Source organism: Arthrobacter sp. 01L42, assembly GCF_056400005.1.
In genome coordinates this window covers 20665-35478 of sequence record NZ_JBFTSL010000028.1, presented here as the reverse complement: position 1 = coordinate 35478, position 14814 = coordinate 20665, and the positions used below count along the sequence as shown (strand labels likewise).

Genomic DNA, 14814 nt, shown 5'->3' with positions numbered 1-14814 from the left:
GCACGACGTTGTGCCAGGCAGACGCGTAGCGGGAGGCTCGATGGCGGCAGAGGCGGTCTTCCGGGTTGTTGTTGGGGTCGACGGGTCGGACTCGTCACTGGCAGCTCTGGAATGGGCCCTTCAGGAAGCCCGGCTGAGAGCCGGGCAGGTTCACGTTGTCACAGCATGGCACTACCCCCTCCTCGGGGATGCCGCTGGCAAGGCTGAGGACCATGAAGCCTTCGGCGACAACGCCCGGAATGTGCACGCTGATGCGCTGCGGCGGGCATCCGGGTCCGGTGTTGCGGTCACCGGTGAAGTGAAGGAGGGGCATACCGCGGAGGTGCTCCTGAAGGCTGCGGCCGGGGCCGATCTCCTGGTGGTCGGATCGCGGGGTCGTGGCGGCTTCGCCGAAATGCGACTGGGGTCGGTATCGAGCCATGCGGTGCACCATGCCCATTGTCCTGTGCTGGTGGTCCGTACCGGTGCCAGGGCGGTTCCTTAGATTGCAGGTTTGTGGTCGGTGCCGCGCATCCGGACGGCCACGAGGATTCCCGACAACGCGGTGAGCGCCGCGACGACGGCGACGGCAGCGGGGATGCCGTAGGCGTCCGCGAGAATGCCGGAGAGCAGGGCGCCGACGGCGAAGCCGCCGTCGCGCCAGAGCCGGTAGATTCCCACCGAGCGTGCGCGCCACTGCGGATGGGCGACGTCGCCGATGGCGGCGAGTAGGGTGGGGTAGACCATGGCTGTTCCGAGACCGAGGAGAGCGGCGGCGGCGAACCAGACCCCGAAGCCGGTGCCGAGGGCAACGATGCCGAGCGCTACGGCCTGGACTAGCATGCCCCCGACGATCAGCCTTTTACGGCCGTATTTGTCCGACATGGCTCCGGTGACGAGCTGCGCGGCGCCCCAGACGGCAGGGTAGACGGCGGCCAGGATGCCGATCTTCTCGATGCTCAGCCCGGCGGCGGCAAAAAGGAGCGGAAACAGGCCCCAGGCGAGGCCGTCGTTGAGGTTGTTGACCATGCCGGCCTGGCTGACCGAGGACAGGGACTTGTCCCGGAAACTGGTGAGGGTAAAGATCTCCCGGTTGCTTAGTTCCCCGTGGGCGGCAGCGTGGGCGGCCGTGTGGTTGGCGGCCTCCACTCTGGCGTAGCCTCGGGTTTCCTTCACGGCCAGAACGGACAGGCCCAGTCCCAAGGCGATGTAGGCGGCGCCGAGCAGGAACGGCCCAGGGCGGAGCCCGTAGTTGGTGGCGATGTAGCCGGTGGCCAGAGCGGTCCCGGCGACGCCGAGGTAGCCGGCAGCCTCGTTCAGGCCCATCGCCAGGCCGCGCCGGGAGGGTCCGACGAGGTCCATCTTCATGACCACAGTGGTGGACCAGGTGAGGCCCTGGCTGATGCCGAGGATCACGTTGGCGGCAACGATCCAGCCCCAGGAGGTTCCGAAGATCAGCAGTAGCGGCACGGGGATGGCGATGAGCCAGCCGGTCACAAGGACGGGTTTTCGGCCGTAACGGTCCGAGAGCGTGCCGGCGAAGTAATTGGTGCCGGCCTTGGCGAGTCCGAAGGCCACGATATAGGTCAGGGCGGACGTGTAGAGGTCAAGGTGGAAGACCTGGTCCGCCAGCAGCGGCAGCACGGTGCGTTCCTGGCCGAGGGTGCCGCCGACTAGGGCATTGACGGCGACCAGGAGTATGAACTGGGCCAGGTTCTGACGCAGGCCCAGGGTGATGCCGGTGCGCTGTGGGCGTTCCCGCCGGACTGCGCGGCCTTGCGGTGACGGGGTGTTGCCGGGCGTCATCTCTGAACTCCAGTTGTCCGGGACATGCGTCGACGGCGGCCGGGTGTCCCGGCCGCCGCCAACGCTGTCAATTAATTACTTCGGGTCGTGCCGCGATCAGTTGCTGGAAACAGATTCCCGAGCCTGCTGCCAGGCGGCCCATCCGGCGTAGCTGCCGTCGAGTTCGACGACGTCGTAGCCGGCCCGGCGCAGGGCGCTGGCCGCGACGGAGTTCCGGACCCCGCTCTGGCAGTAGGACGCGATGGTGCCTTCGGAGGGGAGCTGGTCCAGGTTCCACATCACGCGGCCGCCGCTGAGCTGGTGGGAGCCGGGGATGTGTCCTGCGGCGTGTTCGGTGCGGTTGCGGACGTCCAGGACCATCGCGGCCTCAAAGCCATCCAGTTCTTCAGGCTGGATGAGCTTGGGGGTGCTGGCGGGGAGGCCTTCGAGGCCTGTGACGTAGCCGGCGACGTCGTCGATGCCGACGCGGACCAGGTGGTCCCACATTTCCTGCGCGGCGGCCTGGCTGGGGGCCAGGAGTACGAGCGGGTTCTTGTCGGTTTCGGGGTTGACCACCCAGGCGCCGAAACTGGCGGTGGACTTGCCGAAGGGGATGTTCAGGGAACCGGTGACGGTGCCTTCGTGGACTTCGGCGTTCGAGCGGGTGTCCACGAACGTCATGGCGTCAGCGGCGAGGCCCTGGGCAACAGTTTCGGTGGCGAGTTCGCTCAGGGGGGCGCGTTTGCCCATCACTGCTGGGCCCTCCCGGTTCTCGCGCTTCATCCGGCCGAAGTAGGCGTGCGCGTCGGGCTGGCCGTCGAGGAGCTCGGCGATGAAGCCCTCCTCGTCGTTGGCGGCCAGGTAGGGTCCCCACCAGGCGTAGAGCCGTTCGTAGCCGACCGTGCTGGAGGGGATGGCGCCGAGGGCCTTGCCGCAGGCGCTGCCGGCCCCGTGGCCGGGGTGCACCTGGACGTGGTCGGGCAGGGTCAGGAACTTATCGCGCAGGCTGGCGAACAGCTGCTTGGCGCCGGCGAAGCGGGTGTCGATGCCGCCCGCGGCCTCGTCCAGCAGGTCCGGGCGCCCCAGGTCCCCGGAGAAGACAAAGTCACCGGAGAGCAGATAGCCGGGGGTGTCGGCGAACGCGCCGTCGGTGATCAGAAAGGACAGGTGTTCCGGGGTGTGGCCCGGAGTGTGCAGGGCCTTGACGGTGATGTTGCCCAGGGTGATCACGTCGTCGTCGTTGAGGCGTTCGGCCTGGAAGCCGTACTGCCAGTCGTCCCCGCCCTCGCCGGAGACGTAGGCGGTGGCGCCGGTCGCGGCGGCGAGTTCGCGGGTGCCGGACAGGAAGTCCGCGTGGATGTGGGTCTCGGTGACGGCCACGATCTTCATCCCGTTGGCCGCGGCCAGGGAGCGGTACACGGCGATGTCGCGGCGCGGGTCAACAACGACCGCCTCACCCTTGGCCTGGCAGCCAATGAAATAGCTGGCCTGGGCGAGGTCTTCGTCGTAAATACGCTCGATAAGCATGGGGCTCTCTTTCGCTGGGCGGGGGGAGTTTCCGGGAGGGGATTCTCCGTCGGTCTACCCACAACGATAATACCCCTGGGGGTATCTTGCAACCGGCATGCGGCAGGCTGGCTGCCGGCTTCCCACTGCTGGCCGTTATACCCGCCGGGGTATACAATTGGCAAAGTACCGCCCACCTTTGGAGCCCGCCATGGAACTTGATTCGACCGAACTCACCCCGATCATCAACCGGCTCAAGCGCGCCCAGGGACAGCTCGCCGGCGTCACGCGCATGCTCGAGGAGGGGAAGGACTGCAAGGACATCGTCACCCAGCTCGCCGCTGTCTCGAAGGCTTTGGACCGGGCAGGCTTCGCCATCATCGCGACCGGCCTCGAGCAGTGCCTTCTCCGCGGGGACACGAGCATGGATACCAAGGATCTGGAAAAGCTCTTCCTGTCCCTTGCCTGATGCCGCCACTATTACCGCAGGAGCAGCCATGAGCTATACGCATACCGTCACGGTCCCGCTGACCTGGGAAGAGGCTGTGCAGCGCACCCGCGAGGCCCTCGCCGGACAAGGCTTCGGCATTCTCTCGGAGATCGACGTCCGAGCCACGTTTGAGGCCAAACTCGGCGCCGGTGCCGCCGAGGAGCTCGGCGACTACATGATCCTGGGCGCCTGCAACCCGGCCCTGGCCAGTCGGGCACTCTCCGCAGAACCGGACATGGGCGCGCTGCTGCCCTGCAACGTCGTCGTCCGCCGGGGCAAGGACGCCGCCGAGACCACCATCCAGGCCATCGACCCGCAAACCATGGTCAAGCTCAGCAACAGCCCGGCCGTCCGCGACGTCGCCAACGACGCCGACACCCGGCTCCGGGCAGCTCTGCGCACACTCAGCGGCGCAGAAATCCCGGGGAACTGAAGCACCCGACGCCTCGACGGCATCAAGATGCCCGGCCGGGCCGCCGGCCGGTGCTGAGTCATCAACACTACCGTTTGGATGTCAGCCTCTGGAGTTGTTCCGGGGGGATCCGAGGGTAGATGAGTTGTGCGTGCACGCCCGCGTTGTCAGTAGACGCCGCCACGGCTGGCCCCGGCTCACCCTTGCCGGGGGATGCGCGGGGCGGGGGCGGGCGGCAGAGTGCAGATATGACGAAGACCCGCGAGCGCAAGGGCTGGCTGCGCCAGGCGGCGCCCGGACTCAATGCCGTGGCTACGTACCATAAGGACTGGTTCGGCAAGGACATCGTCGCCGGGGTTGTCCTGACGACGTTGCTCGTTCCGCAGGGCATGGCCTATGCCGAGCTGGCGGGGCTGCCGCCGATCACCGGGCTGTACACGAGCATCCTCTGCCTGCTCGCCTACGCGGTCTTCGGCCCGTCCCGCATCCTGGTCCTGGGGCCCGACTCTGCCCTCGGGCCCATGATCGCCGCGACGGTCCTGCCCCTTGTCGCGTCCGACGGCGACCCGCAGAAGGCGATCGCGCTCGCGTCGATGCTTGCCCTCATGGTCGGCGCCATCATGGTCTTGGCGTCCGTGGCCAAGCTCGGCTTCATCGCCGACCTCATCTCCAAGCCGACGATGATCGGCTACATGAATGGTCTCGCGATCACCATCCTGGTGGGCCAGCTCCCGAAGCTCTTCGGGTTCAAGATCGAAAGCGAAAACTTCATTGGCGACCTGGTCGGATTCGTCGAGGGCGTGGCCAATGGCGAGACAGTGGTCGCCGCGGCGGCGGTCGGCATCGGCGGGATTGTGCTGATACTGGTTCTGCAGCGGTGGCTGCCCAAGGTCCCGGCGGTACTCGTCATGGTGGTCGCCGCGATCGCGGCCACGGCGGTCTTCGATCTGGCCGCAAAGGGCGTCTCGCTGGTCGGGGAACTCCCGCGGGGATTCCCGCCGTTCACCATTCCCCAGGTGGACTTCGCGGACCTCGGGCTGATGTTCGCCGGGGCCCTCGGTATTGCGCTGGTGTCCTTGACGGACACGATCTCGACGTCGACGGCGTTCGCCGCACGCACCGGGCAGGAAATCCGCGGCAACCAGGAGATGATCGGGATCGGTGCCGCGAACCTGGCCGCGGGCCTCTTCCAGGGCTTCCCGGTCAGCACCAGCGGATCCCGGACCGCCGTCGCTGAACGTTCCGGCTCGAAGTCGCAGCTCACGGGCGTGACGGGCGCCGTGCTGATTCTCCTCATGCTGGTGTTTTTGCCGGGGCTGTTCCGGAACCTGCCACAGCCGGCACTGGCGGCCGTGGTGATGACGGCGTCGATCTCCCTCGCCGACATTCCCGGAACGGTTCGGCTCTGGCACCAGAGGCGCACCGAGTTCTACCTGTGCATGGCCGCCTTCCTTGGGGTCGCGTTCCTGGGCGTCCTGCCCGGCATCGGCATTGCGGTGGGGCTGTCCATCCTGAACATCTTCCGCCGGGCGTGGTGGCCGTACGAGACCGTGATCGGGCGGGTGCCCGGCTATGAGGGGTTTCACGACATCCGCGTCCACCCGGATGCGAAGCACCTGCCCGGCCTGGTGATCTACCGGTGGGACGCCCCGTTGTTCTTCGCCAACGTCCGGCCGTTCCGCGACAACATCCGGCACCTGGCCCGGACGGAACCCAAACCGCGGTGGATCGTCATCGCGGCCGAGCCGATCACGGACGTGGACACCACCGCCGCGGACGTCTTGCTCGATCTGGATGTCGAACTGAACGCGCAGGGTATCTCCCTGGTGTTCGCCGAGGTCAAGCACAGGACCCGGGAGAAGATCGAAAAGTACGGATTGACCCGCGAAATCGAGCCGGAGCATTTCTATCCCACCACCGAGGCAGCGGTCGCCGCCTACATGGCCCAGACCGGTGCCCAATGGAGCGCCGAAGAGTGACGGCAGGGGAGCAGACGTGGTTCCTCCTTAGCGGTGAATACGATCTGACCCTGAAGTGAGCAGCACGGAGTCGACGGCGGAGGCAGGCGCCGCACGCCATGCACCCCGGTCCAGGACCACTGTGGTCAGGACTGCCAGAACCACGACGGCGAAGTAGATCAGTTCCGCCCGGCCAGCCTCGGCACCGGAGAAACCGAAGGAACCCACCGTAAACGTGCCTTGACTGTCGTGGAAGAGGTATGTGAGCAGCACGCTTCCGCCGGTGCGGTTGAACAGCCACACGTAGAGGAAGGTGATGGCGAAGGTGGTGGGCAGCCCGATCAGGCTGAGCTGCCCGAACACGACCAGTGGAACGTGCCAGAGGGCCACCACAACGCCCAGGAGTGCCGCGGACCGCAGCGGCGCCCACCTCGCCTGGAGCAGCGGCAGGGCATACCCGCGGAAACCGGGTTCCTCTCCCAGAGGTCCGTCCAGCGGATTGACCAGACGCACGGCAAAAACGGCCAGGAGCCCGGACCACGTCACCTGGGCCAGCCCCGGTGCAGGGGCGCCGAGTGCCATGTTCGCGAATCCGGTGACCAAGGCCATCAACGGCGGGAGGAGGAGGGCCACGGCGTACCAGACCCAGCCCACCCGCCACCGGATGAGCCGCCGGCCCCACGCCCGGAAGCCGGCCCTGCCCTCGGCGAGCCCAATGACCATCAGGGCCGCAGCCAGCGGACCGATCGGCAGGAATTCGAACTGCGGCATCAGCCCGGCCGCATAGAGCGGCCAGGAGCACCAGGAGATCGCGAACGCCAGGACAAAGAACGCCGGGAGGCGGTGACGCTGCAGCCAGACCTTGAAACGCGGCATGACGGCTCCTGGGGAGCAGGGACGGATACGGCTCATTGTCCGCCCGCGGGCGCCCCCGAATCCAGCAATGCCGAAACGGGCACCCTCCGCGGACCGCAGCCGGCGTTCCGCTGGCATCACTAGAACAACGCGGGGTCACTTACGGCCGGTCCGAGGCGCTTTGATGGGCCATAAGTGACCCCGCGTTGTTTTCTACTCGCGGGTAGGGCCGAGTTGGTCCCTCGCGCCCCCCGCCCAGCCCTGTCATAGTGGGTCACGACACACAGAGTTAACCGGATCCGCTCGCAAAAACCATGGTTTCCTTGGCAAAATGCAGGTGGATCAATTGCTTCTAAAGGAGACCCATGGGCGCGAACACCGCGGAAAACACCAACCTTCGGCTTAAGGCCGTGCTGGATGTTCTGGCAGAGGAGGTATGGACGGGCGAGAAGCTGAACGCCGGAGCCGTGCTGGGCGAGGCAATCGCACGGGTGCCGCTCAACGACCACGAACGCGAACTCCTCAGTGGCGGCATTCCCCGCGGCCACAAGACGCTGACCACCGCCACGGCCAAGCTGGTCAAGGCCGGCTGGCTGGTTAAGGGCCGCTCCGGTTGGTCCATCACCGACGACGGCCAGCGCGCCACGGTGGCTTTCGCCGAGCCTGCCATCTTCGCGACAGCGATCGACGCCGGCACTCCCGTTCCGGCGGGCACCCCGCTGCCGACTGCTCCCGCGGGAAAGCCGGCGAAGCCGGAGAAGGCAGCAAAGACAGCAGCAAAGGCAGAAACGGCGCCGGCCGCCACGGCTGAGGAAGCGCCGTCGACCACATCCAAGGTGGCCGGCAAGGCCGCCAAGCTCATCGAGGAGGCCGTGGCCCCCGTGGCCAAGGCGGTGCGCAAGCGCAAGCCCGCAGCGAAGGCCGCACAGCCCGCGGCAGCTCCGGCGGAAGCCCCGGCGGCAGCCTCTGCTGTCAGCGTCGACACCATCGACCAGCCGGACGCCGTCGCGGTTGCCGGCGACTTCAGCATTCTGCTGGGCGCGCCCGCCAACTGGGCGCCGCAGTACGACGAAGTCCAGATGGAACTGGACCAGGTGGATCAGCTCTGGAAGATCGCCGCGGACATTCCCGCCGGCTTCTACTCCTTCAAGATCGCCCTGAACCGGTCCTGGGACGAAAACTACGGTGCATTTGGCGTCTTCGACGGACCCAACCACGAAGTCCACCACGGCGGCGGCCTCCTGGTCATCCAGTACGATCACCGCACCCGGGACATCGTCCAGCCGTAGCACCGACGCGCAACCGTCCTGCCGACGCGCAAATGACCCTGCGACACCCGAAATCGGGTGTTCGCAGGGTCATTTGCGCGCCTCGGACGGGTTTGCGCATCCTGACCCTGCCCCGCCTGACCCTGCCCCCTGAGTCCGCCAAGGCAGGGTCTGCCCCACCTGACCCTGCCGGGCGGCGGCGGCCCGGCCTAGCATTGCCTCATGGAGACCGTCGAGGTTGCGGGCCTGCGCATCCGGTACCGGCGTGCGGGCCAGGGTCCGCCGCTGGTCCTGCTGCACGGCGCCTACGAAGACAGCCGCATCTGGCGGCGGCAGCTCGAGGATTTGTCGGCTGACTTCACGGTTTTCGCCTGGGATGCACCGGGGTGCGGCGGCTCGGACGATCCGCCGCCGGACTTCACCGGACAGGACCTGGGCGACGCCCTGGCAGGTTTTTTGCGGGAAGCGGTTCCCGGCCGGCCGCACGTCCTCGGGCTGTCCATGGGCTCCGGCATTGCGTTGGAGCTCTACCGGGCACACCCGTCAGTGCCCGCGTCGCTGCTGCTGGTCTCGGCGTACGCCGGTTGGGCCGGATCGTTGCCGCCCGAGGAAGTCGAGCGCCGCTATGCGCAGGTGCTCGCCGAACTCGATCAGCCGGCGGAACAATTCATCCCCGTATGGCTGCCCACGCTGTTCACGGAACAAGCTGATCCGGCGGCGGTGCAGGAAACCAGCGCCATCATGGCCGACTTCCACCCGGGCGGCATGCGGGCACTGCTGAACGCGAACGCCCACGCCGACTACCGCGATGTGCTGCCCACCATCGCGGTGCCCACCCTGCTGCTGTACGGCACGGACGACGTTCGCTCGCCGCAGAGCGTGGCCCGCGAGATGAACCGGCGGATCCCTGGCGCGACGCTGGTGATGATTCCCGACGTCGGGCACATGGCGGCCGTCGAAGCGCCGGCTGCCTTCAACGCGGAGGTGCGCCGGTTCCTGCACGGACTCTCCGCGCGGTGACGCCCGCTAGAACCGGGTCGGGTCCGGCCGCGGCGGCACCGGGCCGGGATCCGGAATCGGGAGGGGGCCGGGCGGCGTCGGGAACGGACCCGGTTCCGGTGACGGAGTGGGCGCGGGACCGGGTACCGGCTCGGGCCCCGGAACCGGCGGTGGCGTGACCGGACCGGGTTCCGGCGGAAATGGGTCTCCGGGCTCCGGCGGCGGCGTCGTGGGGCCGGGTTCTGGCGGAAACGGATCGGGCCCGGGGGGTGGTGGAATAGTCATGCGTGGCTTCCTTTCGTGGGCTGGCGTTCGGGATCGTCGATCAGGCGCCGCGGCGCCGGCGCAACACCTGCAGTTCCCAGGGCCGCAGGCGCACCGCGCCCGCGGAAAGGCCCTCCCGCACCGCACCCGCGGCTGAACCCACGGCAGAGCCGCCGTCGGAGGCGTCGGCGTCGGACGGATAGTTGCCCAGGACCAGTTCCGCGTCAGCCCAGGCCTCGTCCCCGAGGTCCGCGTCGCGCACCTCGCCGGAGAAGTTGCCCAGCACCAGCAGCTCCGGAATCCCGGCGCCGTCCGACTGACTGTCTGAGGGACTGCCGGAGGAAACATCTGAACCGGTCAGGGCCCGGGTGAACGCATAGACGTGCGGGTCATCCGGCAGCAGCATGGTGAAGTTCCCGTGCGAGACCACCGGTTCTGCATGCCGCAGCGCTATCACCTGGCGGTAGAAGCTGTAGACCGAATCCGGATCATCCACCTGGGCGGCGGCGTTGATGTGGTTGGCATTCGGGTTCACCGCGATCCAGGGTGCCCCGGTGGTGAAGCCGGCATGCCGGGAGGCGTCCCACTGGACTGGGGTCCGCGCGTTGTCCCGGTTCAGCGGCGCGAGGGCGGCGAGGACCTCGGCGTCGGTGTGGCCCAGGTGCGTGGTGGCTTCGCGGTGGTGGTTGAGGACCTCGATGTCGCGGTAATCGCTGATCGCGCCGAACGTCATGTTGGTCATGCCCAGTTCTTCACCCTGGTAGACGTAGGGCGTGCCGCGGTGCAGGTGCAGGACGCCGGCCAGCATTTTGGCGGAGAGCTCGCGGTATCGGGGGCTGTCGTCGCCGAAGCGGGACACGGCGCGGGCCTGGTCGTGGTTGCCCCAGTACAGGCTGTTCCAGCCCGTCTCGGCCAGCCCGTCCTGCCAGCGGCCCAGGGTCCGCTTCAGCTCGGTGAGCAGGAGTTTCTTGGGCCGCCACTTGTCGCCGTCCTCCTGGTCCAGCGCCACGTGCTCGAACTGGAACACCATGTCCACCTCGGCCCGGGCGGGGTCGGTGTACAGGATGGCGTCGTCCACGGTCACGCCGGGCATTTCGCCGACGGTGAGCAGTTCGCCGGTGCGCTTCGCGAAGACTTCCCGGTGCATCTCTTGCAGGAACTCGTGCATGCGGGGGCCGTCGATGTAGAACGGGGAGCCGTCACCAAAGAGCTTGCCGTCGGCCACCGGGCCGTCCGGGAGCGAGGTGTCCTTGGAGATGAAGTTGATGACGTCCATCCGGAACCCGTCCACGCCCCGGTCCAGCCACCAGTTCATCATCTCGTAGACCGCGGCGCGGACCTCCGGATTCTCCCAATTCAGGTCCGGCTGCTTCTTCGAAAAGATGTGCAGGTAGTACTCCCCGGTGGCCTGGTCGAACTCCCACGCGGGCCCGGAGAACGCCGAGCCCCAGTTGGTCGGCTCCGCCGCCTTGCGCCGCGGGGAGGCGCCGGCGTCGACGTCCCGCGGCGGCCGCCACCAGTACCAGTCGCGCTTCGGGTTCTCCTTCGAGGACCGGGATTCCACGAACCAGGGGTGCTCGTCCGAGGTGTGGTTGACCACCAGGTCCATCACCAGCTTCATGCCGCGCGCGTGCAGCCCGTCGGTCAGTTCCCGGAGCTCCTCGAGGGTACCGAACAGCGGGTCCACGTTCCGGTAGTCGCTGATGTCGTAGCCGTTGTCGTCCTGCGGGGAGGTGTAGATCGGGGAGAGCCAGACGACGTCGACCCCCAGGCGCTGGAGGTAGTCCAGCCTGCCGATGATTCCGCGGAGGTCGCCGATGCCGTCGCCGTTGGAGTCGGCAAAGCTGCGCGGATAGATCTGATAGACGACGGCGCGTTGGAACCAGTCGCCGGCAGTCGCCTTGGGTGTTTCCGTGGGGGCTTCTTCGACCGTCATGGGGACTCCTCAGCTGGTCCGGCAGACAAGGGGGCAGCGCGTTGCTGACCCGCCAACGTCTGATTATTGACCAGTTGGCGGGGGCTGGGAAGACCTGCCCGGTCCGGCTGTGCTGTCGTGCTGTCCAGGCGCGGCCGCCCGGCCCGGCTAGTTCTGCGAGGCGATGGCGTTGTCGCGGTCCTCGAAGACGTCCTCGCCCGGTCCGGAGAAGGCCTTGGAGCGCTGGATCGCCTCGATGGATCCGGTGAACAGCTGGGAGTCGTGGGGATCCGGGTGCCGGTGGTGCTCGGCCGTAGCCTTGCCGGGGCGCTTGGAGCCCGTGACGGCGTCGGACGCGTTGCCGGAAGTGGACGCCGCCAGTGCCGACGGCAGCGATTCGAGGCGGACGTGGGGGAGCGCCGTCGGGTGGTCCTGCTGCAGGAACAGCACCAGTTCCTCGCGGATCAGGCAGCGGAGGTCGAACAGGGAGGCGCTGTCCGCGGCGCTGACCAGGATGCGCACGCGGACAAAGCCGGCGGTGGCGTCCGTGATCTGCAGGATCCCCACACGCTTGTCCCACAACGGCGTATCGGCCAGGACCTTCTTCAGCTCGCCGCGCATTGCCTCGACGGGAGCGCGCCAGTCGAGGTCGAACTCCACGGTGCCCATAACCTCGGACTGCCGCCGGGTCCAATTCTCGAAGGGGGTGGTGGTGAAGTACGTCGAGGGCAGGATCAGCCGGCGGTCGTCCCAGATGTGGACCACCACGTAGGTCAGGGTGATCTCCTCGATCCGGCCCCATTCCTTCTGGACCACCACCACGTCGTCCACCCGGATCGCGTCCGTGAAGGCGAGCTGGATGCCGGCGAAGACGTTGACCAGCGAGGTCTGCGCGGCGAGGCCCGCGACAATCGAGATCACGCCTGCGGAAGCCAGGAGCCCGGCGCCGAGCGCCTGGATCGCGGGGAACGTCAGCATCATGCTGCCCAGGGCCACCACCGCAATCAGTGCGACGCCGATCCGCCGGGCCAGGATCACCTGGGTGCGCAGCCGCCGGGCGCGGCGGTTGTCCGCGACATCCACCCGGTACCGGGTCAGCACCATTGCCTCGATGATGAGCAGCATGGCGATGGCCAGCCAGGCCAGCGAACCGATGAGCGCAATCAGCAGCAAATGGTCCAGGCCGTGGCGCCATTCAAGATCCCCGCCGCTCGTGGCGAGCGCGATCCGGACGGCGATCAGGCACAGCGACAAGCGCAGCGGCAGGCGGGCCACGCGGGAGGTCTCGCGCAGTTCGGGCTTGCTGCGGTTGAGCCGGAGCACAATCTTGCGCACGAGCCAGGACAGGACGAGCCCGGCAACCACGGCGAGGGCCATGGCCAGGAACGGCATTGCTTGGGTGAGGAACTCTTGCATTACTTAAGCTCTAGCAAGCTTCCACGGGCAACTGAAATCGCCGGGATGTCAACGTGGGTCTCCTCACGCCGCTGCAGGAGCCGGCGGGCACGGCAAGTCTTCGGCAGGTTCCGGCGCGGACCATCGCAGTCCAGCGCAGTCCGGCCGCGGGCCCGGACAGAGTTCGGCCCGCCACTCCGGGACTTTTGCCTCTTGATTTTGCCGACGGACGCTCCAGAATGGTCGAACCACTTGAATCCCAGGGGGAGGGTGACATGCGTCGACTCGCGGCGTTCGGCACGGCAGCGTCGGCCGGCTTCTTGGTTGCGGCGCTGCTGGGCGCCTGCGGTGCGCCCGCCGGCCCGGGGCCGACGTCGCCGTCGATGCCCACCGTGCCCCCACTGACGTCCGCGCCGGCCAGCAGCGGCGCCGTCGATGTCCCGCCGACCGAGCCGCCGTCGGCGCCGGGCACTCCGGCGCCGACGGCGGCGGATTGGCAGAGCCTCAAGACCCCGGACGGGAAGCTCGAGTTCGATCACCCCGCCGAGTGGACCGTCAAGGACCGCGGCGCCGAGGCGGCACCCGGCGGCGTGTTCCTGGAGGTCCTGAACGCGGGCGGCAAGTCGCTGGCCACCTTGAAGACCAACGTCGCCCCGGGCGCGGAATGCACGCAGCGGATCCCCTACCAGGTGCTCGATCTGGTGCAGGTTCCGGCCCTGGCCCAGCAGGGCGTCACGCCGCACTTCATCTTTGAGTTGCGGCTGTATCCGGCCGAGAAGGACCCAGCGAAGGCCAACGTCATGGCCTACGGCATCAGTTCCGCGCCCAAGCCGTCCGGGCCCGATGCCTGCCCGATTTTCCAGTTCTTCACCTGGCCGCCCAGCGGAGCGTCGTTCGGGGGCGTCTATAACCCCTTCGACACCACCCCGGGCAACGAGCCCTTTGTCGACACCCCGGAGGCCTATCTGGAGACCTCCGAATACCAGGACATCAGGAAGATGATCACCTCGCTGCGCCCGGCGGGGCAGTAGGGCCGGCCCGGTCTCATGGCGAGGCGACGGCCCACAGCGGCTGCGGTTCCGGCTCCGTTTGTTTCGGCGCTGGTGCTCGCGGCCCTGCTGCTGGCCGGCTGCGGCTCACCGGCGGCGCCCCCTGTGACATCCGGCGCTGCGCCGGAGGCAACGTCCGCAGGTCCGCCTGCCGGAGGCACCCAGCCGGGAAATGACCGGCCGGGAAACACCCAGTCGGAAGACTCTTCGCAGGGGACACAGGGAACCACGCCGTCGGAGTCAGCCACGGACACAGCATCGGGAACGGCTCCGGGGAGCACCGCGGCGGCAACCCCGACGACGTCGGCCCTCCCGCCGTCGTCGTCCGGTTGGAAGACGTTCACGACGTCGGACGGGACGCTGAGTTTCGACTACCCCGCCGCGTGGGAGATCCGGGACCCTGCGGGGGAGGCGCCGCTGGGCGGTGAGTTCGTGGACGTCGTGAACGCCGCCGGGAAGCAGATGGCCGCGCTGCGCACGAACATCGTCACGGGCGCCGAATGCGGCGATCAACAGCCCTACTTGCTCATCGACTCTCAGCCGATGCAGTCGCTCGCCGAACCCGGTGCGGCGGACCAGAGCCCGCCGCGCTACGTCTTCGAGGCCCGGGGCGACTTCGGGGCGGCGGAGGCTTCGCCGCCCACCTACGCGTCGTACGGCATCACCATGATGCCGGAGGAGACCGGGCCCACGTCGTGTCCGATGTTTCAGCTCTTCCTCTGGCCGCCCAGCGGCGCGCTGTTCGGGCAGGCGTATGACCCCGGGAAAAACACGACGCCGGGGGACCCCGGGCTGCCGTACCTGGAGAAGGCGAAGCTCTACGCCAGCACGGCGGAGTACCAGGACGTCCGGAAGATGATCACGTCATTGCGTCCGGCGGGCAACGGCGCGGCCACGGGCACGGGGACTGGCGCCGTGACGGAACCGGCGAAGTAGCTG

Annotated in this window: 13 protein-coding genes; 8 read left to right on the top strand and 5 right to left on the bottom strand. The window is 68.0% G+C overall.

The window, feature by feature from the left end:
- The first annotated feature begins 40 nt into the window (after positions 1-40).
- Positions 41-484, top strand: a complete 444-nt coding sequence (locus AC1DN2_RS19790) for a universal stress protein (RefSeq protein ID WP_230007318.1) — start codon at positions 41-43, stop codon at positions 482-484.
- Here the strand turns inward: AC1DN2_RS19790 and AC1DN2_RS19785 are convergent.
- Together AC1DN2_RS19785 and AC1DN2_RS19780 are read right to left on the bottom strand one after the other, a co-directional pair.
- On the bottom strand, positions 481-1785 hold the full coding sequence (locus AC1DN2_RS19785) for an MFS transporter (protein ID WP_476851643.1): 1305 nt from the start codon (positions 1783-1785) through the stop codon (positions 481-483). The two genes, AC1DN2_RS19790 and AC1DN2_RS19785, sit on opposite strands and share 4 nt — an antisense overlap.
- 96 nt (positions 1786-1881) lie before the next feature.
- Complete coding sequence (locus AC1DN2_RS19780; RefSeq protein WP_476851642.1) at positions 1882-3291, bottom strand: MBL fold metallo-hydrolase; 1410 nt, start codon at positions 3289-3291, stop codon at positions 1882-1884.
- 190 nt (positions 3292-3481) lie between these two features.
- Here AC1DN2_RS19780 and AC1DN2_RS19775 point away from each other — a divergent pair, with 190 nt between their 5' ends.
- The 3 genes from AC1DN2_RS19775 (at position 3482) to AC1DN2_RS19765 (ending at position 6151) form a co-directional block, all read left to right on the top strand.
- Complete coding sequence (locus AC1DN2_RS19775; RefSeq protein ID WP_476851641.1) at positions 3482-3739, top strand: metal-sensitive transcriptional regulator; 258 nt, start codon at positions 3482-3484, stop codon at positions 3737-3739.
- A 28-nt stretch (positions 3740-3767) separates the two neighbouring features.
- The gene (locus AC1DN2_RS19770; protein ID WP_476851640.1) at positions 3768-4193 is read left to right on the top strand and encodes a DUF302 domain-containing protein; all 426 of its coding nucleotides are present in this window, start codon (positions 3768-3770) and stop codon (positions 4191-4193) included.
- 227 nt (positions 4194-4420) lie between these two features.
- Entirely contained in the window at positions 4421-6151 is a 1731-nt protein-coding gene (locus AC1DN2_RS19765) for a SulP family inorganic anion transporter (protein WP_476851639.1), read from the top strand.
- A gap of 27 nt (positions 6152-6178) precedes the next feature.
- On the opposite strand, the gene AC1DN2_RS19760 is transcribed toward AC1DN2_RS19765, so the two are convergent.
- Entirely contained in the window at positions 6179-7006 is an 828-nt protein-coding gene (locus tag AC1DN2_RS19760) for a CPBP family glutamic-type intramembrane protease (RefSeq protein WP_476851638.1), read from the bottom strand.
- 344 nt (positions 7007-7350) lie between these two features.
- Between AC1DN2_RS19760 and AC1DN2_RS19755 the strand changes: the two genes are divergently transcribed.
- Together AC1DN2_RS19755 and AC1DN2_RS19750 are read left to right on the top strand one after the other, a co-directional pair.
- Positions 7351-8274: a pullulanase X25 domain-containing protein gene (locus tag AC1DN2_RS19755; RefSeq protein WP_476851637.1), complete on the top strand. Its 924-nt coding sequence runs from the start codon at positions 7351-7353 to the stop codon at positions 8272-8274.
- Positions 8275-8475: 201 nt separating this feature from the next.
- Positions 8476-9273 carry an alpha/beta fold hydrolase gene (locus tag AC1DN2_RS19750; RefSeq protein WP_476851636.1) on the top strand — a complete coding sequence of 266 codons (798 nt, stop codon included), beginning with the start codon at positions 8476-8478 and terminating at the stop codon, positions 9271-9273.
- A gap of 304 nt (positions 9274-9577) precedes the next feature.
- Here AC1DN2_RS19750 and AC1DN2_RS19745 read toward each other — a convergent pair whose 3' ends face one another.
- Together AC1DN2_RS19745 and AC1DN2_RS19740 are read right to left on the bottom strand one after the other, a co-directional pair.
- Positions 9578-11452: an alpha-glucosidase gene (locus AC1DN2_RS19745; protein ID WP_476851635.1), complete on the bottom strand. Its 1875-nt coding sequence runs from the start codon at positions 11450-11452 to the stop codon at positions 9578-9580.
- A 147-nt stretch (positions 11453-11599) separates the two neighbouring features.
- Entirely contained in the window at positions 11600-12847 is a 1248-nt protein-coding gene (locus AC1DN2_RS19740) for a mechanosensitive ion channel family protein (RefSeq protein ID WP_476851634.1), read from the bottom strand.
- A gap of 218 nt (positions 12848-13065) precedes the next feature.
- Here AC1DN2_RS19740 and AC1DN2_RS19735 point away from each other — a divergent pair, with 218 nt between their 5' ends.
- Positions 13066-13857, top strand: a complete 792-nt coding sequence (locus AC1DN2_RS19735) for a hypothetical protein (protein ID WP_476851633.1) — start codon at positions 13066-13068, stop codon at positions 13855-13857.
- A 15-nt stretch (positions 13858-13872) separates the two neighbouring features.
- Positions 13873-14811, top strand: coding sequence for a hypothetical protein (locus tag AC1DN2_RS19730; protein ID WP_476851632.1), 939 nt, complete (start codon positions 13873-13875; stop codon positions 14809-14811).
- Positions 14812-14814 lie beyond the last annotated feature (3 nt).

Excerpts from the sequence above, each read along its gene's own strand:
- AC1DN2_RS19760 (WP_476851638.1), bottom strand. The coding sequence starts at position 7,006 with ATGCCGCGTTTCAAGGTCTGGCTGCAGCGTCACCGCCTCCCGGCGTTC.
- AC1DN2_RS19785 (WP_476851643.1), bottom strand. The coding sequence starts at position 1,785 with ATGACGCCCGGCAACACCCCGTCACCGCAAGGCCGCGCAGTCCGGCGG.
- AC1DN2_RS19765 (WP_476851639.1), top strand. The coding sequence starts at position 4,421 with ATGACGAAGACCCGCGAGCGCAAGGGCTGGCTGCGCCAGGCGGCGCCC.
- AC1DN2_RS19790 (WP_230007318.1), top strand. The coding sequence starts at position 41 with ATGGCGGCAGAGGCGGTCTTCCGGGTTGTTGTTGGGGTCGACGGGTCG.
- AC1DN2_RS19730 (WP_476851632.1), top strand. The coding sequence starts at position 13,873 with ATGGCGAGGCGACGGCCCACAGCGGCTGCGGTTCCGGCTCCGTTTGTT.
- AC1DN2_RS19750 (WP_476851636.1), top strand. The coding sequence starts at position 8,476 with ATGGAGACCGTCGAGGTTGCGGGCCTGCGCATCCGGTACCGGCGTGCG.
- AC1DN2_RS19770 (WP_476851640.1), top strand. The coding sequence starts at position 3,768 with ATGAGCTATACGCATACCGTCACGGTCCCGCTGACCTGGGAAGAGGCT.
- AC1DN2_RS19780 (WP_476851642.1), bottom strand. The coding sequence starts at position 3,291 with ATGCTTATCGAGCGTATTTACGACGAAGACCTCGCCCAGGCCAGCTAT.
- AC1DN2_RS19745 (WP_476851635.1), bottom strand. The coding sequence starts at position 11,452 with ATGACGGTCGAAGAAGCCCCCACGGAAACACCCAAGGCGACTGCCGGC.
- AC1DN2_RS19735 (WP_476851633.1), top strand. The coding sequence starts at position 13,066 with ATGGTCGAACCACTTGAATCCCAGGGGGAGGGTGACATGCGTCGACTC.
- AC1DN2_RS19740 (WP_476851634.1), bottom strand. The coding sequence starts at position 12,847 with ATGCAAGAGTTCCTCACCCAAGCAATGCCGTTCCTGGCCATGGCCCTC.
- AC1DN2_RS19755 (WP_476851637.1), top strand. The coding sequence starts at position 7,351 with ATGGGCGCGAACACCGCGGAAAACACCAACCTTCGGCTTAAGGCCGTG.
- AC1DN2_RS19775 (WP_476851641.1), top strand. The coding sequence starts at position 3,482 with ATGGAACTTGATTCGACCGAACTCACCCCGATCATCAACCGGCTCAAG.